Here is a 21898-nt window from a genome sequence, read left to right on the forward strand (position 1 = left end):
GGTGCGATGTTCCTGTCTATCGGTGTTTTATATGACCGCATGCATACCCGTCAAATTGCAGATTACGGCGGCGTAGTACATCGTATGCCGGCTTTTACTGCCTTTGCAGTTTTGATGGCCATGGCTAACTGTGGATTACCGGCTACATCAGGCTTCGTTGGTGAATTCATGGTGATATTGGCTGCAGTTGATTACGACTTTGTGATCGGTGTCTTAGCAGCAACTGCATTGATCCTTGGAGCTACCTATTCATTGTGGATGGTCAAACGCGTATTTTTTGGCACTATCAACAACGTACATGTTGAGGTACTCAAAGATCTCAATGCCCGTGAATATTTCATGATGACTGTATTGACGATCTGCGTGATTGGAATGGGTGTATATCCAAAACCATTTACCGACATCATTCATCCAGCCGTAATCAATCTGCTGCAGCATGTTGCTGTTAGCAAACTCTGAGTAAAAGCAAATGCAAGCATTCGACCTATACGCTATCCTGCCGGAACTCGTTTTACTGATTGCTACCTGCATATTGCTGGTAGCCAGTGTTTATGTTCGCGAAACAGTCACTTCAACCCCTGGAGTTGAGCAAGATATTTTCCATACACCGCGTGGTGTAGGTTTTGTTTATTTCTTCTCTTTAATTCTGTTGATTTATTTGATTTTTGCTTTTGTGGGTCGTTTGGGTGACGTGTCTTTAGTGGCAATGAACGGCTTGTTTCAGTCTGACCCTTTGTCAAACCTACTCAAAGCATGTTCTTGTGCTGCGGTATTAGTGAGCTTGATTTATTCCAAGCAATATTTATCGGATCGCGCTTTATTCCGTCCAGACTTTATTGTGCTGGTGCTATTGGCTCTATTGGGTCAACTGGTATTAATCTCAGGCGCGAATCTCTTAACCCTTTATCTTGGTCTCGAGCTCATGGCTTTGCCGATGTACGCCTTGGTCGCGATGCGCCATACTAGTGAGAAGAGTGTAGAGGCTGGTATTAAGTATTTTATCCTAGGAGCTCTTGCTTCAGGCTTTCTACTATACGGTATGTCCATGCTGTATGGCGTGACGGGTTCTTTAGATTTAATTGAGATTTTCAAAACAGTTGCTGACCCTCGCGTAAACCATTTAGTCATGGCTTTTGGTCTGGTGTTTATTGTTTCTGGATTGGCGTTCAAGTTAGGCATTGTACCTTTCCACATGTGGGTTCCTGATGTTTATCAAGGTGCGCCAACTGCAGTTACCCTCATGATTGCTGCGGCACCTAAGTTAGCAGCATTTGCATTGTTATTCCGCTTATTGATTAATACCTTATTGCCGTTGATGGGCGACTGGCAGCCAATGTTAGTACTGTTGGCTGTTCTATCCCTAGTTGTTGGCAACGTGACTGCGATTGCTCAGACTAACGTGAAACGCATGCTGGCTTACTCAGCGATTGCGCAGATGGGTTTTGTACTGCTTGGCATGTTGTCGGTGTTTGATGATCACGCCTTTAGTGCATCGATGTTTTACGTCATCACATATGTTTTGACAACCTTGGGTACCTTCGGTCTCTTGATGGCGCTCTCGCGCAAAGGCTATGACTGTGAGACCTTAGAAGGGCTCAAAGGTTTAAATAAGCAACATCCTTGGTTTGCCTTTATTGGCTTAGTTATGATGTTCTCATTGGCAGGCATTCCGCCTACAGTTGGTTTTGCAGCTAAATTGGGCATACTAGAAGCCTTGGTGGATGCGGAGCATACCTTCTTAGCTGTCATTGCCGTAATGGCCTCTTTGATCGGTGCTTTCTATTACTTGAGAGTGGTAAAAGTCATGTACTTTGATGAACCATCTCACGAAGTTACAGTCTCAGGCTCTGCATTTGCCAAGGGATTATTGAGTCTGAACACGATCTTGGTTTTATTAATCGGTATTATTCCTGCCGGATTGATGAGTGTTTGCTTAGATGCAATGCGCCGAACTTTATTGGGCTCATAATTTTATTGACTGGATGAATTAAAGGCTCCCGTGGGGGCCTTTCTTGTTTTAGGTAGCTGGTATGACATTTGAATGACATAAGGCCTTTGTACCATTGCTTAATTATTGATTGAACCCATATTGAAAGATTCTCCATGACCGAAAAATCATTCAAAGACCTACCTGTAGGTGATGAGCATTTACGCGAAGATCGAATTTCTGGCGAAGATATCTATGGTGGCATCTTTTTAAATATGAAACGAGACCAAGTGCGTTTACCAGATGGTGAGTTAGCAGCTCGAGAGTATTTAACGCATCCTGGTGCTGTGGCAGTCCTTGCATTATTAGAGGATGGTAGGGTCCTGCTTGAGCGCCAGTACCGGTATCCAATTGCAAAAGCTTGTATTGAAATCCCAGCTGGAAAATTAGAAATTGGTGAGGATCATCTCTTGTGCGCAAAACGAGAGTTAGAAGAAGAGACTGGCTATACCGCTAGAAAATGGAGTTACATTCGCCGCATTCATCCAGTCATTTCGTATTCAACAGAATTCATTGATATCTATTTAGCGGAAGATTTAGTTCCCGGTAAGAGCAAATTAGATGATGAAGAGTTTTTAGACGTCTTTGCGGCGCCTTTAGAGCAGTTAATTGCTTGGGTGGAAGAGGGTGAGATTACAGACGTTAAAACCACGATTTCGACCTATTGGCTGGATCGTTATCGCCGTGGCTTGATTAGCCCTAGGCCTATTAAATAGGTCATTTTCAAATCCTATTAAAATAAGATCTATTGATTTTGGTAATTTTGCCCCTATATAGGTCTTATGAAAGTCTACAACCTCACTTGCCCCTTGGATCATCGCTTTGAGGGATGGTTTGCCTCAGAGGACGATTGTCTTGCTCAGCAGGATAAGGGTATGCTCGCCTGTCCAGTTTGTGATAGCCCTGAAATCACGCGTATGCCTTCTGCACCTCACATTGCAAGGACTGCCTCTACAGCGCTAACTACTCCCAATGAGAATATTGGCTCTACTAGCGGTGATGTGGTTGCCTTAACAGGAAATGATCATTCCCATTTGGAAGCCCAGGTTCAGGCTGCCTTTTTGAAGGGAATGCGTGATTTGATGGGTAAATCTGAAGATGTTGGTACTTCGTTTGCTGAAGAAGCTAGGAGGATCCACTACAAAGAGTCACCGGAGCGGAGCATTCGTGGACAAACTACCCTAGATGAGGCTGAGTCTTTAAGGGAAGAGGGTATTGAGGTCTTAGCCGTTCCTTTAATGCCGGCTTTCAAAAATACCCTGCAGTAATTTCTTGGCTGCAATATAAAAAATAGCGATCCGAAGATCGCTATTTTTTATTTGGATTGATGAGTGCTTATTTTGAGGTCGGCATGACAAACTCTGCACCCTTGGCAATACTTTCAGGCCAGCGCTGCATGACACTCTTTTGCTTGGTGTAAAAGCGAACACCTTCTTTGCCATAGGCATGCATATCGCCAAACAGAGATTTTTTCCAGCCACCAAAACCGTGCCAAGCCATGGGTACAGGAATAGGCACATTGATACCAACCATGCCAACTTGCACGCGTCGAGCAAATTCACGGGCGATATTGCCATCGCTAGTGAAACAAGCAACACCGTTACCAAATTCACAAGAATTGACGAGGTTTAGTGCCTCAGTGAAATTGGCCACACGCAAGCAAGAGAGAACTGGCCCAAAGATTTCCTCGAGGTATATTTTCATATCGGGGGTCACGTTATCAAATAAGGTGCCACCCAAGAAGAAGCCATTTTCATTGCCGGGAACTTTGAGTCCACGACCGTCTACAAGCAGTTTGGCTCCAGATGCAACGCCACTATCAATATAACCAGTGATGCGCTCTAAAGCGGCTTTAGTAACGATAGGGCCCATCTCAGCATCAAGCTCCATACCATTTTTCACTTTCAGTGTCTTGGTGCGTTCAATTAGCTTAGGCATAATCTTCTCAGCAGCATCACCAACTAAAACAGCAACAGAGATTGCCATGCAGCGTTCACCAGCGGATCCGTATGCTGCGCCTACCAAAGCATCAATGGCTTTATCAATATCAGCATCAGGCATGATTACCATATGGTTCTTGGCGCCACCTAATGCTTGTGAACGTTTGCCAAAGTGGGCGCAACGCTCATAAATATAGTTCGCAATGGGTGTCGAGCCAACAAAACTGATGGCTTGTACGTCAGGATTTTCAATCAAGGCATCAACCGCTTCCTTGTCACCCTGAATCACGTTAAATACACCATCAGGAAGACCTGCTTCTTTTAGTAACTTCGCCATGAGCAAAGATGCGGAAGGGTCTGTTGGACTTGGCTTGAGGATGAAGGTATTACCGCAAGCAATCGCAACCGGGAACATCCACATCGGGACCATGACCGGGAAGTTAAATGGTGTAATACCAGCGACAACTCCTAAAGGTTGGCGCATGACCCAGTTATCAATATCTGTTGAAACCTGTTCGGTATATTCACCTTTGAGGAGTTCTGGAATCCCAGTAGCAAATTCTACGATCTCAATCCCACGGGTGACTTCACCTTGTGCATCTGTGAATACTTTACCGTGTTCAGCGGTAATAATGGCTGCTAATTCATCGCGGTGAGCGTTGAGTAGATCAAGATACTTAAAAAGGATGCGTGCGCGACGCAGTGGGCTAGTTTGACTCCATGAAACAAAAGCCTTTTGGGCAACGGCAACGGCAGCGTCTACCTCCTTACGACTAGCTAATGCAACCTTGCGAGCAACTGAACCCTTTGCTGGGTTATAGACATCCGCAAAACGACCATCTTTAGGGTTAACAATAGAGCCGCCAACAAAGTGGCCGATATCTTCTTTAGATTCAAAGGCTTGGGGTGCATTCATAGTCTTTTTTGCTTAGTTTGGATAGTTTTTCAGGGTAGAAAAGCCGGATGCTAGGTTAGCCTGCGCGACTTTGCTGTCTCGTATATTCTGGTTTTTAGTATTCTATCGCTTTAAGGCATTTTTAGTATTTTGACCCATTTTTCGACCTTTAAGACACCTTTATGAGCCTGCTGTTTTCAAGCTATACCCTTCATTCTCCGCGTGGACCCCTAGCACTTGCCAATCGCATTGTTGTCGCCCCCATGTGCCAATACTCAGCCTCCAATGGCGAGGCAACCGATTGGCATTTAATGCATTGGGGTAACCTGCTCAATAGCGGGGCAGCATTATTTATTATTGAAGCAACAGCGGTTACCCCAGAGGCTAGGATTACCCCGGCCTGTTTGGGATTGTGGGATGACCGCACTGAAGCAGCTCTAAAAGACAAGCTGAGCCGTGCACGTCAATTGGCCCCAGCAAGCCCAGTGTTTATTCAGTTAGCTCATGCTGGCCGCAAAGCCTCGAGTGCAACACCTTGGCATGGTGGTCAGCTATTGCCAGTTGGTCAGGGTGGCTGGGAAACGGTAGCTCCTTCAGCGATCCCTCAGCTAGAGGGCGAGCGTTTGCCGCACGAACTCTCAAAAACAGAGCTTAAAGAATTAATTGATGCATTTGTGATTGCGGCTAAACGCGCAGATCGCATAGGCCTTGATGGGATTGAGCTCCATGGCGCCCATGGTTATTTGCTCCATCAATTTTTATCGCCGATTGCGAATCAACGAACCGATGAATACGGTGGCTCTTTTGAGAATCGCATCCGTTTTCCCTTGGAATTGTTTGCAGCAGTAAGAGCTGCCTATTCAGGTGTATTGGGTATTCGTATTTCAGCCAGTGACTGGGTGGAGGGCGGCTGGACTCCTGAAGAGACTGCGAACTTTGCAAAGCAACTCAAACCTTTGGGTTGTGACTTTGTTCATATTTCTTCAGGTGGAATTTCGCCTAAACAAAAAATTGCCTTAGGACCAAACTATCAAGTGCCTTTTGCAAAGATTGTCAAAGATCAATCTGGTTTACCAACCATGACGGTTGGTCTAATCACTGACCCTCATCAAGCCGAAGCTATTTTGCAAGCTGGTGATGCTGATTTTATTGCCTTGGCTCGGGCTTTTTTATACAAACCGCGATGGGGCTGGGAAGCTGCAGCAGCTCTAGAAGGCACAGTGAATGCGAATGAGCGTTATTGGCGTTGTTTACCACGAGAGGCTCAAGCAGTTTTTGGTAACGTTAAGGTAGGCCAGAGATAAGCTTATTCAAGAAATGATCAGGAGATAGACATGAACACATACACTATTACAAAAAAAGTATTGGCAATCTTCAGTTTTATGACGGCCACCAGTATTGCTAGCGCGCAATCCTATCCCGATAGGGCAATCACCTTGGTCGTACCAAATCCTCCAGGTGGTTTGGTTGATACCTCTGCCCGCTTACTTAGTGAGCCGCTTACAAGAGTGATTGGTCAAACTGTTGTAGTAGACAATAAACCAGGTGCCAGTGGAAATATTGCCTATCAATACGTGGCTAATGCAAAACCAGATGGCTACACATTATTAATTTCATACTCTGGTTATCACGTTGGTAATCCAGCCTTGATGGATAAATTGCCCTGGGATCCTGTTAAGGATTTTTCACCAATTGCTTTACTGACTGTGTCGACCAATGTGATCGCAGTTCACCCTTCAGTACCAGTCAATAATTTGAAAGAATTCATTGCCTACGCAAAAGCCAATCCAGGTAAGCTCAATTACGCCTCACAAGGTAACGGTTCTGTTTCTCATATTGGCACCGAAATGTTTAAGCAAACTACTGGTATTGATATGGTTCACGTTCCCTATAAGGGCTCTGGTCCAGCGATTCAGGATGTATTAGCAGGTCAGGTGCAGGTATTTATCTCTACGCCACCGTCAGTCATGCAACACGTTCAGAGCGGCAAGTTGAAGGGCTTAGCGGTTACTGGTAAGAATCGTCACCCTGGTATGCCTAATGTTCCAACGACTGCCGAAGCTGGTTTACCATCATTTCAGTTGGAATCATGGGTCGCATTATTTGCCCCTGCTGGAACTCCTGCTCCAATCGTGACCAAACTCACTGATTCTGTCAAAAAAAGCTTAGCACTGCCTGAAGTGAAAGAGCGTGCGGATGCAGCAGGTGTGGAATTACGTTATCTCACTCCAGCTCAAACTGAAGCTTTGGTAAAGAAAGAATTGCCTTATTGGAGCAAAGTCATTAAGTCAGCGAATATTACCTTGGACTAAATCTTTAATAAATGAAGCCTGATCTCGTGCTTAGGATCCGGGATCAGGTAATGAAGAGGATTGGGTAACTTGTGATGTGCTTACCCTTTTCAGATCTTCCGCCCATTCTATTTTTGGTGGCGCATAATCGCCGCTTTCCTTTTTTCTTAATCTAAATCTTTATATAAATGAAGCAACATTCTGTTCGTGAAGCATGGTTGGAAGATGCTGTGAGACATCTTGAGCCAGTATTTTCTAAAGCCGGCTATGCTATTCCTCCTGTCAGAGTGTCTTGTGGTTTTCCAGCGTCTAGTAGCCCCAGAACGACTTTAGGGCAATGCTGGCCGCGTGAGCGGTCTGGTGGCGGTGTAAATGAGATTTTTATTTCCCCTAAGATTGATGATCCAGTTCAACTGCTTGATACCTTGGTGCATGAGCTTTGTCATGCTGTAGACGATTGTTTCAGTGGACATGGAGAGGATTTCAAAGGCATTGCCCAAACCGTTGGTCTTGAGGGGCCAGCCAGAATGGCGCATGCTACTGAAGAACTCACCGTCAAACTCATGATGATTAGCCAGGAGCTCGGTCCGTATCCACATCAGGCCATCGTTTTTCCACCACCAAGGCCTAGCAATGCCAGTCGTAGCAAAGCGAAATGTGGTCAATGCGGTTACGAGGTCACATTATTAAAAAAATGGGCCAGTTATGGTGCGCCTATCTGCCCAAAAGACAATATTCGGATGCTAGAGGATGCTCCTGAAACAATTGAAAATACCAGTGATTACGATAGTGATTCTGTCGGCAAGCGTGGCAAAGCCCCACCTGATGAGATCCGCCGCGCTATTAGCTAGCGATAGATAAGTGGGTAAAATTAAGGTTTTATGCCAATAATTTGGCCAACAATCATTACTTGAGACTATTAACAAATGAACACCAAAAAAATATTTAAGAATCCTAAAATTGCAGTAATCCCGGGTGATGGAATTGGTAAAGAGGTTATTCCGGAGGGTGTGCGTGCGCTGGAGGCTGCCAATCGTAAATTTGATATTGGTATGCAGTTCGATCACTTTGATTTTGCAAGCTGCGATTACTACCTCAAGCACGGCAAGATGATGCCGGATGATTGGTTTGATACCTTAATGAAGTATGACGCTATTTTCTTTGGCGCAGTGGGTATGCCTGATATTTTGCCGGACCATGTTTCATTATGGGGTAGTTTGATTCAGTTCCGTCGCGGTTTCGATCAATACGTCAATTTACGTCCAGTGCGTTTATTGCCAGGAGTACCTTGCCCGCTTGCAAATCGTAAACCTGGGGATATTGATTTCTTCGTAGTACGTGAGAATACAGAAGGAGAGTATTCCAGCGTTGGTGGAAAAATGTTTCCAGATACTGACCGCGAGTTTGTGATTCAAGAATCGGTCTTTACAAGACAGGGCGTCGATCGTATTTTGCAATATGCCTATGATTTAGCCCAGAGTCGTCCAAAGAAACACCTCACTTCAGCTACCAAATCAAATGGTATTGCGATCACGATGCCTTATTGGGATGAGAGAGTGGAGACGATGTCCAAAAAGTTTTCTGATGTAAGAACGGATAAGTACCATATCGATATCTTGGCAGCACATTTTGTGATAAATCCTGATCGTTTTGATGTAGTTGTTGCTAGTAATTTATTCGGAGACATCTTGTCAGATTTAGGCCCTGCGTGTACTGGCACTATTGCGGTAGCTCCATCGGGAAGCATTAATCCAGAAGGCAAGTTTCCATCATTATTTGAGCCGGTACATGGTTCAGCCCCCGATATTTACGGGAAGATGATTGCCAACCCTATTGGGCAAATTTGGAGCGGCGCAATGATGCTGGATCACTTGGGATATCCAGAGGCAGGTAAAGCGATTTTTAACGCCATTGAAAAAGTATTATCAGCAGGCTCAGGACATGCACCATTAACCCCTGATTTTGGTGGTACTGCTAAAACGGATGATCTTGGTAAAGCGATTGCTGCAGCAATTTAATTGCTTGATGAATTAAGCTATGGCTCAGCCCTACGCGCCATTACTCCAGCAAATGATGCTGGAGTTTCAAAGCCAGCGGCTTGAGTCTGCAGAGCGAATAGCGCGCTCGATATTGCGCATTAATTCTAAAGATATCGTAGCCCTTCAAGTTCAAGGCCTATGCTTGGCAATGCAAGGGCGAGTAGCAGAGTCTGTAGAGCCCTTTACTAGAGCTTCAGCATTAGACCCTAAAAATCCTGAGCTACTTACCAATCTAGCGAAGGCCCAGTATGGAGCCAATCTATTTGGTGAATCCGTCAAGACCTATGAGAAGTTGACTCGCCTGATTCCAAATAATGCTCAAATCCTGACGGACATGGGAACTTCTAATGCCAAGCTCAAAGACTATGACAAGGCTTTTTCACTGTATGACAAAGCAATTGAATTACAGCCCCAATATTATTTGGTCTGGTCAAATCGAGGTAACTTACTTGCAGATTTAAGCTTTAGTCTAGAGGCCATCGACAACTATCAAAAGTCCCTAGAGTTAAATGCAAATTACCCAGAGGCCTGGACTAACTATGGCAATGCATTATTTGACTTGGGGCGTTTTGAGGAAGCAAGATTAGCTCATGAAAAAGCCTTAACGCTGAATCCAAAATATGCCGAAGCTTGGTCAAATCACGGAAACACTTTGCTTGAGCTTAAATCTGGTGAAAACGCTTACGAGAGTTATAGAAATGCCTATGCGTTAAAGCCCTTGCACCCTTATTTAATTGGGCAGCTGCTTTCTGCAAAGTTAACGTCGTGCATTTGGGATGATGTTGATCCAACCGTTTCTCAGATGCTATCTTTATTAGCTGACAACAATGCTGTCACCATTCCCTTTGCCTTGTTACAAACTCCGGCAAGTCTTGAGCTCCAAAAACGTTGCGCACAAATTTTTGTTGCTGATCGCTATCCAGGAATTGATTCGCAACAGATTGAAAAACGTAGTAGGACTCCTGATGACATAATCAGGATTGGATACTTCTCTTCAGATTTTAAGAATCACCCGGTCGGTATCCTGATGCAAAATCTGATTCATTTTCATGATCGGTCAAAGTTTGAGGTGTTGGGCTTTTTCTTGAATCCCAAATCCAATGATGAGGTTGAGAGTGGGCTCATCTCAAGCTTTGATAGCACCTTCGAGTTATTTGCACTGAATGATACTAGTGCAAAAAATCTCATTCTTGAGCAAGAGCTTGATATAGCGATTGATCTCAATGGCCACACTGCAGGTGCTAGAACGGGCTTATTTTCTAAAAAAATTGCACCCTTACAAGTTAATTACCTTGGTTATGCGGGAACATCTGGCTCTGATTTTTATGACTACTTAATTGCAGATGAAGTGTCCATTCCTGAGAGTCACCAAGACTTCTACACAGAAAAAATAGCGCGTTTGCCGCATTCATTTTTCCCTGTAGATACAAGCATTTCGATTGCTGCACTTGGTGATTTACCAACAAGAGAGAGTCAAGGTTTGCCTGCAGCTGGATTTATCTTCTCATGCTTCAATAATTCTTACAAAATTAATCCAGATATCTTTGATCTGTGGATGAGATTACTAAAACAGGTCTCAGATAGTGTCCTTTGGCTATCAAAGACTTCTGAGAAGGCAATGAAGAACTTACAAAATGAGGCTATTGCACGTGGGGTTGATGCACGCAGGCTTGTGTTTGCGACCCGTGTGCCGGCAAGGAAAGACCATTTAAGTCGTCTTCGTTTAGCAGATCTTTTTTTGGATACTCCCAACTACAATGCACACGCTACGGCTGCTGATGCTTTATGGGCTGGTGTGCCTGTCTTAACGCAGTTAGGTCAGACCTTTGCAGGCAGGATAGCAGCTAGTCAGGTGTCTTCATTAGGTATGCCTGAATTGATTGTGAATACCCCAGAAGAGTATTATGCAAAAGCTCTAGAGCTTGCTACTCAACCGCAACTAATAAAAGATTTACGCATGAAACATGAGGCTAATCGCTTAACAGCCCCTTTGTTTAATACCAAAGAATATGTGAGAGATTTAGAAAAACTTTACACGGACTTTCTTGAGCAGAAGTCTTAGTTGATAACATTCATAGGACTCCAAACGGGGTCTTTTTTGCTTGATTTAGCGATCTCAGCCAAAATCTTTTCATGCTGTTCCAAGTCTTCACTATTAGCTAGCATTAATTTTAAGCTTGTTGGCAGTGCTTTTGTATGGCCGGTTGAGTCAGTGCCTACTGTGTAATCGATTAAGTCAATGGAGAGGTCTTCCTGACCTCGAGTCATTGCGATATAGACTTCAGCTAACAGCTGAGCATCTAATAACGCTCCATGCAGAGTACGATGTTCGTTACTGATTGAGAAGCGATCACATAAGGCATCTAGAGAGTTTCGTTTACCCGGAAACATTTGCCGTGCATCTAGCAAAGTATCAATAATCTTAGAGGCCAGGCCACGAAATGGTGGTCGCTTGAGAAGTGCAAATTCATTGTCCAGAAATCCCAAGTCAAAGGCTGCGTTATGAATCACAATCTCAGCACCATCTACAAATTCAATCAACTGTTCAACAATACTGCCAAATAATGGCTTGTCAGATAGAAATTCTCTAGAGAGTCCGTGAACGGCAAAAGCCCCCGCATCAATATCTCGCTCAGGGTTGACGTAATAATGGAAGGTGCGATCCGTCAAGCGACGGTCGATAACTTCAACGCAGCCAATTTCAATAATGCGATCACCAGTTGCTGGATTTAAACCAGTGGTTTCAGTATCTAAAATCACTTGACGCATTAAGTTCCCTCGAGAACGGATGGTGGAATTTCCATAGGACCATTACCTGCATATTTATCTAGATAGAGATAAATCACGGGTGTAATGATCAGAGTTACAAACTGAGAGAAGATGAGCCCACCTGCCACGCTAATACCTAAAGGTTGTCGTAACTCTGCACCTGCACCAATACCAAAGGCAATTGGAAGGGCGCCCATTAATGCAGCAATTGTAGTCATCATGATAGGGCGAAAGCGCAAGATACAGGCTTCACGAATCGCTTTTTCGGGCGTCATACCTTGATTACGTTGTGCATCCAAGGCAAAGTCAATCATCAAAATCGCATTTTTCTTCACAATACCAATGAGCAGTAAGATGCCGATCGAAGCAACAACGGTTAGCTCAAATCCGAAGATGCGAAGGGATAAAATTGCACCAATCGCTGCAGAAGGTAGGCCTGCCAGAATGGTGAGGGGGTGGATATAGCTCTCATACAAAACACCAAGCAAGATATAAATAACGCCTAGTGCAGCCAATAGCAAAATAACCTGACCCGATTGATTGTCTTTAAATACGGCAGCATCACCACCATAACTCGTGATGATGGAAGACGGTAAATCAACCGCCTTAACAAAGCCATCTATTGCCTTAGTTGCATCCCCTAAGAAAACATCTGGAGCAAGGTTAAAAGAAATCGTTACTGCTGGAATCTGACCCTGGTGGTTTACTGCAGTGGGTCCCACGGTTCTGACAAAGCTCGCCAAACTGGATAGTGGAATCAATTTATCTGTCGCTCTACCCCGCACGAAGACCTTGTTCAAGTCAGTTTCAAATTGACGATCATTCTCTGCTGTTTCCAAAATAACGTAATAGGTATTGACAGGGGTATAGATGGTGGATACCTGCCTCTCACCGAAGGAAGAGTAGAGAGCTGTACGTATATCGGCGATGGATACTCCCGCACTGGCGGCTTTTTCTCGATCAATTTCAATCTTGACGTTCAAACCTTTTAATTGAGAGTCACTAGTGACATCCTTAAAAATGGGATCAGCGCGCATTTTTTGTAACAATTTTTCAGCCCATTCATTGACACCTTCAAAGCCAACGCTTTGCAGGGTAAATTGATAGCGACTTTTACTGCTTCGACCACCTAGCTGTAAATTTTGTACTGGACTCATGTAGACCTGAATACCAGGAATTTCTTTGAACTTGGATCTAAGACCCTCCATTACCTTGCTCATTTTTTGGCGCTCATCCTTGGGCTTCAGAATGATAAAGAACCTTCCGGTATTGCGACCTGAACTTTGGCCGCCACCAAGAATAGAGATTGAGGTTGCAACATTGGGGTCGCTATCCACTACTTTCGCAGCCTGATCTTGTAGAGCCATCATTGTGCTAAAGGAAGTGTCCTCAGAGGCTTCTACAGTCACGCGTAACTGACCAATATCTTCTTCCGGAAAAAATCCTTTAGGGCTATAAACAAAGAGAGCAATAGTAATCACAAAGCTGGCTAATGCCCCAAATAACACTCTCCTTCTGTTTGCCAAGGCTAAATCTAAAAAGTGAATATATTTTTTTAATGTCCATTCATAGGCGCGATCGAACTGCTTTGTAATTTCATATTCTTTTGGATGCTCACCAGGTTTAGGCAAAAAGCGGCTGCATAACATGGGTACTACTGTTAATGAGACAACCGCTGAGACCAATATAGACAGTGTTACCACAACGGCAAATTCTCTAAAGAGAAGGCCGATTGGACCTGCCATGAAAAATAGCGGAATAAATACAGCAACCAAGGAAATAGAAATGGAGATGATGGTAAAGCCAACCTCTTTGCTACCTTTTAATGCTGCTTTTAAGGGGTCCATACCTTCTTCAACATAACGCATGATGTTTTCTAGTACTACGATTGCGTCATCCACCACTAAGCCAACGGCAAGAGTGATGCCCAGTAAGGAAATGTTATTCAGGCTGTAGCCTAAAAAGTAGAAAACAAAGAACGCGCCGATCAGAGAAATCGGTAAGCTAATGGATGGAATGACAGTTGCAGACAAATGCTTTAGGAACAAGAAGATGACTAAGACAACGAGTGCGATAGTGAGAAGCAATGTCAGATTGACATCATGAATTGACTCAATAATCGAAAGGGAGCGGTCATTAACCAGTGTTAACTGAATAGATTCCGGCATTTGCGCTTTGAGAGAAGGCAACAGTTTTTTGATTGAATCAACAACTTCAACCGTATTGGCATTTGGTTGGCGCAGTACGGCAATCGCTATTGATCGTTCACCATTTGCTGAGGCAAAGGTCTTTACATCTTCAAAGCTTTCTTGAACATCGGCAACATCTTTGAGATAAATTGGAAGTCCATTGCGCTGTGCAACGATCAAGTTGCCAAATTCCTCAGCTGTCACTAACTGTGGATTGGCATAGATGGTGATCAGTTGGCGGGGGCCATCGAGAGTTCCAATGGGGCTATTGGTATTGGCTTTATTGACCGCAGCAGCCACCTCATCCATGGTGATATTGCGATTGCCTAAGGCATCTGGTCTCACACTTACTCGGACTGCATAACGCTTTGCTCCATACACTAATACTTGTGACACCCCAGTGATAGTGGATAAGTTTGGAGACAACAGATTCTCTGCATAAGCATTCATTTCAGAGAGACTGATTGACGGGGAGCTCATACGCACAATTAATACGGGCGTATCGGCAGGATTAATCTTTCGATATGAAGGAGGCACCGTCATTTCAATTGGTAAGCGGCGTTGCGCCCGTAAGAGGGCTGCCTGAACATCAACAGCTGCTTTATCAATATCACGATCGCTTGTAAATTCAAGAGTAACGCTCGTTGAACCAAGTGAATTCGTAGAGCTGATGACTTTGATGCCATCAATCGTTGAAAATTCTTTTTCAAGCGGTAGCGCAACAGCCGAAGCCATGATTTCAGGTGATGCACCAGGTAAGGTGGCCGTTACAGAAATCACTGGTGTATTGAAGCTAGGAAGTGCGGCTACCGGAATCTTAAAATAGGCAACCCCTCCAGCAACGACAGTTGCAATAGACAGCAATACCGTCATTACAGGGCGTCTAATGCATAGCTCAGAAAGCGTCATTTTGGTTCAGCGGGAGTGGTTTTATTAGCAGGGGGCTGCTCTGATTTGGAGGATTTTGCTTCACGCACTTTGCTGCCAGTACGTAAATTCTGCTTACCTTCAACCACAATGCGATCACCAGCATTAATTCCAGTAATTACCGAAGTGCCAAGGTATTCATAGGTCGCCTTTACCGGTTTTGCAGTGACCTTGTCATCCTTGTCAACAACATACACTAGGCGTCCATTGGGGCCAATGACAATGGCCTGAGTAGGCACAGCAATCACATCTTTTAGGGTGTTGGCGTTCAATGAAACACGAGCAAATTGCCCAGGAAGCACTTCTAACTTATCGTTCGGAATTTGTGCCTTAACACGAACAGCGGCAATCAGAGGGTCTACTTGATTGTCGATCACCAGAACCTGACCCTCATAAGTATTTTTTCCAGTATCACCAATAGTGACTTTTACAGTTAAAGGTGCATCACCCTTCTTATTTTCTAGGATGATGGGAATATCCTTTTCTGGAATAACAAACTGAACATTAATTGGATTGAGTTGCGTAATTGTCACCATCGAACCTACGCTAGAGGTGGCAGTAGAGCTTGTTGCAGTAGATACTATATTGCTTGCTTGGACTAGAGAGCCAGGGAACACATTAATAATTCCCGCTCTTCCATTAATGGGCGAGCGAATAGAATCAAAGGAGAGTTGCACCTCCGCAGAGCGAGCAGCAGCTTGTGCAGACTTGGCATTAGCTAAGGATGTCTCCAAGCCAGCCCTAGATATAAAGTTTTTCTCTACCAACTCTTTGGCACGTTGATATTGTTTCTGAGCATCATCAGCCAATGCTTTAAGCCGTTCGTAATTAGCCTTGTCATTGCGATCATCAAGAGTAAAAAGAAGCTGTCCCTCTTTAACTTCTTCGCCATCCTTGATATGAATTTTAGAGACTATATTGGTTACCATTGGACGGATATCTACAATGCTGTTAGAAACCGTCGTGCCGGTAGCTTCAATAACCAGGGGGATATCTTTCTTCTGTACGACTACGCTAGTAATAACTTGCGGACCACCAGCTTTTTTTCCTGCTGGTAAAAAGTAATCAAAAGCCTTCGATCCTGCGTACAAAATGATGATGACTATTAGGATCCGCCATTTGTATCGAATCGCAAAGGATTTGACAGTAGCAAAATCGAGCTGCTTGAACTTACCAGTAATGGGTGATAGTTTTTGCCAAAGAGCACACAAACGGGCTTTGCCAACATTTTTAAGCTGGCCTAACTTGGCGACTAACTGATCGAGAGAAGATTCTATTTTTGACACAGTCTCGTTTTTCTAAGTTTTTTGTAGTTTAAATGCGGTTTCTGGCTAAATAATGCCTACCCATTCTCTCATAAGCGGGCTTTAATCGCGCTGGGCGAGGGCTAATCTAACCTAGGGTAAAAACTCTTCAACACCCTTATTAGCAAGCTGATCAGCCAGCTCGTTTCCGGGGTGACCGTTGTGACCCCTGACCCAGTGCCAAGAAATATCGTGGTCAGGAAGCAAGGCGTCCAATTCTTGCCATAAATCAGCGTTTTTGACTGGATCTTTGCTGGCGGTCTTCCATCCTCGCTTTTTCCAGCCCTCAAGCCATTCAGTGACCCCTTTTTGCACATATTGGGAGTCCGTCCAAAGCTCAACGGAGCTTCGTTGTTTCAAGGCGCGAAGGGCAAAGATCACAGCACAGATTTCCATGCGATTGTTGGTGGTGAGTTTTTCGCCGCCATGGATCTGCTTCTCATGATTACCTGAACGCAGGACCGCACCCCATCCTCCTGGCCCGGGGTTACCTTTGCAGGCACCATCGGTATAGATGACGATATGAGGAGGGTGATGTGCTGGTTTGGTATGAGGCATATTGCTAATTTAATTGACCTCAGTCTTGTTCAAGGAATCGCATAATTGATTACGTTCGGCAGCAGGGGCTAACTGGTTGATTGCTGGAAGGCGAACAGATGCCACTTGTCCTATCAGCCTCATGCCTTTGTGACGCTTGATTGCCGAGATGATGAACACTGCACCAAAGATAGGCCACCAACGGTTGCCCATCGGTTCGAGAAAGTCCATGCGGTTCATGGCAGGTTCGCCATGCAAAGGAAATTTGTAACACCCGAAGTGACCACGGTCGAGTGAATAATTCAATAGTTGCAGCCAATCTTTAATACGTAAGAGGCCAATAAATTGGCCATCCCGCGGTAGATAGGGATTGCCAATCAGCCTACTGAGATATTGTCTGGCACCCCATAAGCTGGCAGGATTAAAACCAGAAATGACCAAGCGACCCTCAGGGAGCAATACTCGATCCACTTCACGCAAAATTTGATGGGGATCGGCTGCAAACTCGAGGACGTGAGGCAAAACAATGAGGTCAATACTTTCATTGGCAAAGGGGAGCTCATTCGCGTTACCTTCTATGACACGCCAACTAAAACGGTGCGCATCTTTTCGACTATCTTGTGAGTTCACCAAGAGGGCATGCAAGGGCATGCGGTTTTCGCTTAGGGCATTGATTTGGGGTAAGCCAATCTGGACGGCATGAAAGCCAAAAACATCCGCAACCATGCGATCAAAGCACTTTTGCTCCCAGCCAAGCACATACCGCCCAGGAGGCGACTGGAGCCACTTCTCCCATGAACTCCAAGGGGGTGCTGGCATCTGCGAAGGAATAGGTGGGGTTGGTATCATCGGTTTATGGATAAGAATACTTTATTGCAAGTTTGGCCGATCACGGCCTTTGACGACAACTACATCTGGTGCATCCATGATGGAAAGTCAGCCTTGGTGGTTGATCCGGGCGATTCTGCTCCTGTTCTGGATTACCTCTCACAGTCTGAGCTGACGCTAAAAGGCATTCTGATTACCCATCATCATGCGGACCATACTGGTGGCATTCTCAACTTATTGAATGCATTGGGTCCCCAGATACCGGTATATGGCCCTGCCGGTAACAATATTCCTGGGCGAACTCAAGTGGCAAAAGAGGGCGATCAGTTTGAGATCGATTCCCCGCGTATTAGTCTAGAAGTTTATGAGGTGCCAGGCCATACCTTAAGTCACATCGCTTATTTTGCGAATAAGCAATCTAACCTTGTCGAGCCTATGTTGTTTTGTGGCGATACCCTATTTGCTTCTGGGTGCGGTCGCTTGTTTGAGGGCACACCAACCCAGATGACAGAGTCTTTAGCCAAGTTTGCTGCACTCCCTAAAAATACATTGGTGTACTGTACCCATGAATACACTTTATCCAATATTCGATTTGCGCTTGCAGTCGAGCCAAATAATGCGAACTTAATCTCTTGGTCAGAGCGTGCGCAGAAACTTCGTCAACAAGGTTTGCCAACACTACCGACAACAATTGGACAAGAGCTACAAGTAAATCCGTTTATGCGCAGTGATCAGGCGGAGGTGATTGCGTCTGCAAAAGAGGCTTCTCATCAAGCAGATCTTCCGAGTCCAGCGCATGTGCTAGCAGTGATTCGTGCTTGGAAAGATCGATTCTGATGCGTTTGATCTATGCGGCAATCGCGGTTGCCGTTTTTTTATCAGGTTGTGCCAGCACGGGTGTTTGGTCATCGGATACGCCAACTAAAGCAGGCTCTAAAGCATCCAAGGCTACCTCGGTTAATCTGAAGAATCAGTCTGTTAGTAAGGTGTATGCACCTTCTGATAATTTATGGATACGGATTCGGGATGGCTTTCAAATGGAGCCGATGATTACCCCATTAGAGATTGAGCAAGTTCGCTGGTTAAGTGCTCGACCTGATTATGTCAACCGCTCTATGACACGTTCATTGCGTTACCTTTTTTATATTGTGCAAGAAGTCAATGCGCGCAATATGCCAACCGAAATAGCCTTGCTTCCCTTTGTGGAGAGTGCATTTGTTACCCATGCTAAATCGAGTGCAAAAGCGGTAGGCCTGTGGCAATTTATGCCAGCAACTGGAAAAGATTTTCAATTAACGCAAAACGTCTTTCGCGATGAGCGTAGAGATGTCCTGCAATCCACCGATGCTGCTTTGGATTATTTACAGCGTCTCTATAATCAATTTGGTAGTTGGGAGTTGGCTCTTGCTGCTTATAACTGGGGTGCCGGCAATGTTGCTAAAGCCCAAAAACGCAATCTCGCTGCAGGCCTATCAACGGATTATGAGAGTTTGAACATGCCTCGCGAAACCCGCATGTATGTTCCTAAATTGATGGCCTATCGACAGATTGTTTTAGATCCATCGGCTTATGGCATCGTCTTACCAGAATTAGAAAACCACCCTTACTTTGTTGCGCTAGATGTTGGTAATGATATTGATGTTGCCTTGGCGATTAAGTTGGCGGAAATTCCAGAGGATGAATTTCATAGTTTGAATCCCTCATTTAATAAGCCTGTAATTCTGAGTAATGCTAACCAACAAATTTTATTGCCGTTTGGCCATGCAGAAATCTTTCAAGAAAATCTCAAGAAGTACACGAAACCCCTGTCTTCTTGGACCGCAGTGAGGATTAGTAAAACAGAAAGCGTTGATCAAGCTGCCAAAACATTAGGCGTCAGTCCAGAGGCGCTAAGACAGGTGAATGCCATTCCGAGTGGTATGCGTATCAAGGCGGGATCTACCGTGATCATTCCTAAGGTTGGTAATCGTTCAGGAGATGTTTCTTCGGCGATGGCAGACAATGCCAGCCTGAGTCTAGTTAAGCCACCGCCACCCACACCGAATTGCCCTAAACCCGCTAAAGGGGTGAAGAATGCCAAAGCAGTGAAATGCGCCCCAGTCAAGCCAAACAAAGGCGCTGAAGCGGTCGCTAAGGTTAAATCTCCGCAAAAAAATGCTGCATCTCAGCATAAATCCGCATCGACAGGACTTGCAAAATCTGCGAAAAATGTTACTTCAGCGTCCTCAAGCGGTAACCCTAGTGCCAAGGGGGCGAGTAAAAACCCGTAATTTCAGATACTTTTAGATTAGGTTGATCATGTCTTATAAAGCACATCACGAACGCTCGATCAAAGACCCAGACGGATTTTGGGCTGAGCAGGCTAATTTGATTCACTGGGAAAAGCCCTTTGATCAGGTTCTGAACTACGACAACCCGCCATTTGCAAAATGGTTTGAAGGTGGCTTGACGAATCTTTGCTACAACGCAGTGGACCGTCACTACCAAGCCAACCCAAATCAAATTGCATTAGTAGCGGTTTCTACAGAAACCGATCAAGAGAAGGCGTACACATTTAAAGAGCTCTACGAAGAAGTGAATCGTATGGCTGCTATTTATAAAGCCAATGGCATTAAAAAAGGTGATCGTGTACTGATTTATATGCCGATGATTGCCCAAGCCTGCTTCGCAATGTTGGCTTGTGCCCGTATTGGTGCGATTCACTCAGTAGTATTCGGTGGCTTTGCTTCCCATAGCCTTGCTTCCCGCATTGATGATGCAAAACCAAAAATGGTGGTGACTTCTGAGGCAGGTATGCGAGGTGGTAAAGCGGTGCCATATAAGCCACTATTGGACGAGGCAATTACTCTCGCCAGCTACAAACCAGAAAAAGTATTGATCGTAAATCGTGGACTTTCTGAGTTCACTACTGTGGCTGGAAGAGACTTGGACTATGCGTCTGAGCGTCAACAACACCTCAACGATATTGTGCCAATTGAATGGGTAGATGCAACGCATCCTTCCTACATTCTGTATACCTCAGGAACGACCGGCAAACCTAAGGGTGTTCAACGTGACACCGGTGGTTACGCAGTGGCATTGATGTCCACCATGAACCATATTTTCTGTGGCAAAGCTGGTGAAACGATGTTCACCACCTCAGACATTGGTTGGGTAGTGGGGCATAGCTATATCATTTATGGCCCATTGCTCAATGGCATGGCAACCATCATGTATGAAGGCACGCCATTGCGTCCTGATGCTGGCATTTGGTGGGAGTTAGTTGCCAGATACAAAGTATCGGTGATGTTCTCTGCACCTACTGCGGTGCGTGTTCTCAAAAAACAAGATCCTGCATTCTTAACCAAGCATGATCTTTCCACATTACGTGCTTTATTCTTGGCTGGTGAGCCACTCGATGAACCAACAGCAAGTTGGATTCATGATGCGATTAAAAAACCAATTGTCGATAATTATTGGCAGACTGAAACTGGTTGGCCAATGTTGGCTATTCAACGCGGCGTAGAAGTGATGCCCCATAAGTTCGGTTCACCAGGCGTGCCATCCTTTGGTTACAACATGAAACTTCTAGATGATGCTAGCTCCGCCGAGTTAGGCCCTGATCAAAAGGGTGTCATCGCGATTGAAGGTCCGCTACCTCCAGGTTGTATGCAAACTGTTTGGGGCGATGACAAGCGTTTCGTGAGCACCTATTGGGAAACGATTCCTGGGAAGTTAATTTATTCCACCTTCGACTGGGGTATTAAAGATAAAGATGGTTACTTCTTTATCTTGGGTCGTACTGATGATGTGATTAACGTTGCTGGCCACCGTCTTGGCACACGGGAAATTGAAGAAAGCATCTCTAGTCATCCCAATATTTCTGAAGTTGCGGTGGTTGGTATTGAGGACAAGCTAAAAGGTCAGGCAGCCATTGCCTTTGTGATTCCCAAAGATTCAGCCAAAGCAGAAAATTTAGAAAAAGAGTGCATGAAGACAGTAGATAGCCAGTTAGGAGCGATTGCTCGTCCTGGTCGTGTTTATGTCGTGACCGCATTACCGAAAACCCGTTCTGGCAAGATCGTGCGCCGCGCATTGCAAGCGGTTGCTGAAGGGCGCGATCCGGGTGATATCAGCACTATGGAAGATCAGACCGTGTTGGCTCAAATTAAGACCATCATTGAGCAAGGTGCAGCTCCTTAAACTCCAGCAG

The 21898-nt window shown here is 44.9% G+C and carries 18 protein-coding genes; 12 read left to right on the forward strand and 6 right to left on the reverse strand.

The window, feature by feature from the left end:
- The 4 genes from ICN35_RS00980 to ICN35_RS00995 all read left to right on the forward strand — a co-directional run.
- Nucleotides 1-459, forward strand: a 459-nt coding sequence (locus tag ICN35_RS00980) for a proton-conducting transporter membrane subunit (RefSeq protein ID WP_304608866.1), incomplete at its 5' end; no start/stop codon positions are given.
- A 10-nt stretch (nucleotides 460-469) separates the two neighbouring features.
- A complete protein-coding gene (gene nuoN, locus ICN35_RS00985; RefSeq protein ID WP_216123540.1) occupies nucleotides 470-1969 on the forward strand; it encodes an NADH-quinone oxidoreductase subunit NuoN in 1500 nt (499 codons plus the stop codon).
- Nucleotides 1970-2103: 134 nt separating this feature from the next.
- Nucleotides 2104-2703, forward strand: coding sequence for an NUDIX domain-containing protein (locus ICN35_RS00990; protein ID WP_216123542.1), 600 nt, complete (start codon nucleotides 2104-2106; stop codon nucleotides 2701-2703).
- Nucleotides 2704-2769: 66 nt separating this feature from the next.
- A complete protein-coding gene (locus ICN35_RS00995; RefSeq protein WP_216123544.1) occupies nucleotides 2770-3255 on the forward strand; it encodes a DUF1178 family protein in 486 nt (161 codons plus the stop codon).
- A 67-nt stretch (nucleotides 3256-3322) separates the two neighbouring features.
- Here ICN35_RS00995 and ICN35_RS01000 read toward each other — a convergent pair whose 3' ends face one another.
- Nucleotides 3323-4843: a CoA-acylating methylmalonate-semialdehyde dehydrogenase gene (locus ICN35_RS01000; protein WP_216123546.1), complete on the reverse strand. Its 1521-nt coding sequence runs from the start codon at nucleotides 4841-4843 to the stop codon at nucleotides 3323-3325.
- Between the two features lie 161 nt (nucleotides 4844-5004).
- Here ICN35_RS01000 and ICN35_RS01005 point away from each other — a divergent pair, with 161 nt between their 5' ends.
- The 5 genes from ICN35_RS01005 (at nucleotide 5005) to ICN35_RS01025 (ending at nucleotide 11214) form a co-directional block, all read left to right on the forward strand.
- Nucleotides 5005-6126, forward strand: coding sequence for an NADH:flavin oxidoreductase/NADH oxidase (locus ICN35_RS01005; RefSeq protein WP_216123548.1), 1122 nt, complete (start codon nucleotides 5005-5007; stop codon nucleotides 6124-6126).
- A gap of 78 nt (nucleotides 6127-6204) precedes the next feature.
- A complete protein-coding gene (locus tag ICN35_RS01010; RefSeq protein ID WP_251370100.1) occupies nucleotides 6205-7134 on the forward strand; it encodes a tripartite tricarboxylate transporter substrate binding protein in 930 nt (309 codons plus the stop codon).
- Nucleotides 7135-7301: 167 nt separating this feature from the next.
- Complete coding sequence (locus ICN35_RS01015; RefSeq protein ID WP_216123552.1) at nucleotides 7302-7964, forward strand: SprT family zinc-dependent metalloprotease; 663 nt, start codon at nucleotides 7302-7304, stop codon at nucleotides 7962-7964.
- A 75-nt stretch (nucleotides 7965-8039) separates the two neighbouring features.
- Nucleotides 8040-9131 carry a tartrate dehydrogenase gene (locus ICN35_RS01020; protein ID WP_216123554.1) on the forward strand — a complete coding sequence of 364 codons (1092 nt, stop codon included), beginning with the start codon at nucleotides 8040-8042 and terminating at the stop codon, nucleotides 9129-9131.
- Nucleotides 9132-9150: 19 nt separating this feature from the next.
- A complete protein-coding gene (locus ICN35_RS01025; protein WP_216123556.1) occupies nucleotides 9151-11214 on the forward strand; it encodes a glycosyltransferase family 41 protein in 2064 nt (687 codons plus the stop codon).
- On the opposite strand, the gene dnaQ is transcribed toward ICN35_RS01025, so the two are convergent.
- The 5 genes from dnaQ to ICN35_RS01050 all read right to left on the reverse strand — a co-directional run bounded on the left by dnaQ (nucleotide 11211) and on the right by ICN35_RS01050 (nucleotide 17697).
- Entirely contained in the window at nucleotides 11211-11921 is a 711-nt protein-coding gene (dnaQ, locus tag ICN35_RS01030; RefSeq protein ID WP_216123558.1) for a DNA polymerase III subunit epsilon, read from the reverse strand. The two genes, ICN35_RS01025 and dnaQ, sit on opposite strands and share 4 nt — an antisense overlap.
- The gene (locus tag ICN35_RS01035; RefSeq protein ID WP_216123560.1) at nucleotides 11921-15019 is read right to left on the reverse strand and encodes an efflux RND transporter permease subunit; all 3099 of its coding nucleotides are present in this window, start codon (nucleotides 15017-15019) and stop codon (nucleotides 11921-11923) included. The genes dnaQ and ICN35_RS01035 overlap by 1 nt, the downstream gene beginning before the upstream one ends.
- The gene (locus ICN35_RS01040; protein WP_216123564.1) at nucleotides 15016-16323 is read right to left on the reverse strand and encodes an efflux RND transporter periplasmic adaptor subunit; all 1308 of its coding nucleotides are present in this window, start codon (nucleotides 16321-16323) and stop codon (nucleotides 15016-15018) included. Before ICN35_RS01040 ends, ICN35_RS01035 begins: the two co-directional genes overlap by 4 nt.
- Before the next feature lie 111 nt (nucleotides 16324-16434).
- Nucleotides 16435-16899: a ribonuclease HI gene (rnhA, locus tag ICN35_RS01045; protein WP_215320442.1), complete on the reverse strand. Its 465-nt coding sequence runs from the start codon at nucleotides 16897-16899 to the stop codon at nucleotides 16435-16437.
- A 9-nt stretch (nucleotides 16900-16908) separates the two neighbouring features.
- Entirely contained in the window at nucleotides 16909-17697 is a 789-nt protein-coding gene (locus ICN35_RS01050) for a class I SAM-dependent methyltransferase (RefSeq protein WP_255535665.1), read from the reverse strand.
- A gap of 36 nt (nucleotides 17698-17733) precedes the next feature.
- Between ICN35_RS01050 and gloB the strand changes: the two genes are divergently transcribed.
- The 3 genes from gloB to ICN35_RS01065 are packed head-to-tail and all read left to right on the forward strand — an operon-like array spanning nucleotide 17734 to nucleotide 21888.
- A complete protein-coding gene (gloB, locus tag ICN35_RS01055; protein ID WP_216123568.1) occupies nucleotides 17734-18543 on the forward strand; it encodes a hydroxyacylglutathione hydrolase in 810 nt (269 codons plus the stop codon).
- A complete protein-coding gene (locus ICN35_RS01060) occupies nucleotides 18543-19976 on the forward strand; it encodes a transglycosylase SLT domain-containing protein (RefSeq protein ID WP_216123570.1) in 1434 nt (477 codons plus the stop codon). Before gloB ends, ICN35_RS01060 begins: the two co-directional genes overlap by 1 nt.
- Nucleotides 19977-20004: 28 nt before the next feature.
- A complete protein-coding gene (locus ICN35_RS01065) occupies nucleotides 20005-21888 on the forward strand; it encodes a propionate--CoA ligase (protein ID WP_216123572.1) in 1884 nt (627 codons plus the stop codon).
- Nucleotides 21889-21898: the final 10 nt, after the last annotated feature.

The sequence above is a fragment of the Polynucleobacter sp. es-GGE-1 genome (assembly GCF_018882005.1).
In the GTDB taxonomy this organism is placed as follows: domain Bacteria; phylum Pseudomonadota; class Gammaproteobacteria; order Burkholderiales; family Burkholderiaceae; genus Polynucleobacter.

Bases quoted from the DNA above. Each gene is read 5' to 3' on its own strand.
- nuoN (WP_216123540.1), top strand. From the start codon at position 470: ATGCAAGCATTCGACCTATACGCTATCCTGCCGGAACTCGTTTTACTG.
- ICN35_RS00990 (WP_216123542.1), top strand. From the start codon at position 2,104: ATGACCGAAAAATCATTCAAAGACCTACCTGTAGGTGATGAGCATTTA.
- ICN35_RS00995 (WP_216123544.1), top strand. From the start codon at position 2,770: ATGAAAGTCTACAACCTCACTTGCCCCTTGGATCATCGCTTTGAGGGA.
- ICN35_RS01000 (WP_216123546.1), bottom strand. From the start codon at position 4,843: ATGAATGCACCCCAAGCCTTTGAATCTAAAGAAGATATCGGCCACTTT.
- ICN35_RS01005 (WP_216123548.1), top strand. From the start codon at position 5,005: ATGAGCCTGCTGTTTTCAAGCTATACCCTTCATTCTCCGCGTGGACCC.
- ICN35_RS01010 (WP_251370100.1), top strand. From the start codon at position 6,205: ATGACGGCCACCAGTATTGCTAGCGCGCAATCCTATCCCGATAGGGCA.
- ICN35_RS01015 (WP_216123552.1), top strand. From the start codon at position 7,302: ATGAAGCAACATTCTGTTCGTGAAGCATGGTTGGAAGATGCTGTGAGA.
- ICN35_RS01020 (WP_216123554.1), top strand. From the start codon at position 8,040: ATGAACACCAAAAAAATATTTAAGAATCCTAAAATTGCAGTAATCCCG.
- ICN35_RS01025 (WP_216123556.1), top strand. From the start codon at position 9,151: ATGGCTCAGCCCTACGCGCCATTACTCCAGCAAATGATGCTGGAGTTT.
- dnaQ (WP_216123558.1), bottom strand. From the start codon at position 11,921: ATGCGTCAAGTGATTTTAGATACTGAAACCACTGGTTTAAATCCAGCA.
- ICN35_RS01035 (WP_216123560.1), bottom strand. From the start codon at position 15,019: ATGACGCTTTCTGAGCTATGCATTAGACGCCCTGTAATGACGGTATTG.
- rnhA (WP_215320442.1), bottom strand. From the start codon at position 16,899: ATGCCTCATACCAAACCAGCACATCACCCTCCTCATATCGTCATCTAT.
- ICN35_RS01050 (WP_255535665.1), bottom strand. From the start codon at position 17,697: ATGCCAGCACCCCCTTGGAGTTCATGGGAGAAGTGGCTCCAGTCGCCT.
- gloB (WP_216123568.1), top strand. From the start codon at position 17,734: ATGGATAAGAATACTTTATTGCAAGTTTGGCCGATCACGGCCTTTGAC.
- ICN35_RS01060 (WP_216123570.1), top strand. From the start codon at position 18,543: ATGCGTTTGATCTATGCGGCAATCGCGGTTGCCGTTTTTTTATCAGGT.
- ICN35_RS01065 (WP_216123572.1), top strand. From the start codon at position 20,005: ATGTCTTATAAAGCACATCACGAACGCTCGATCAAAGACCCAGACGGA.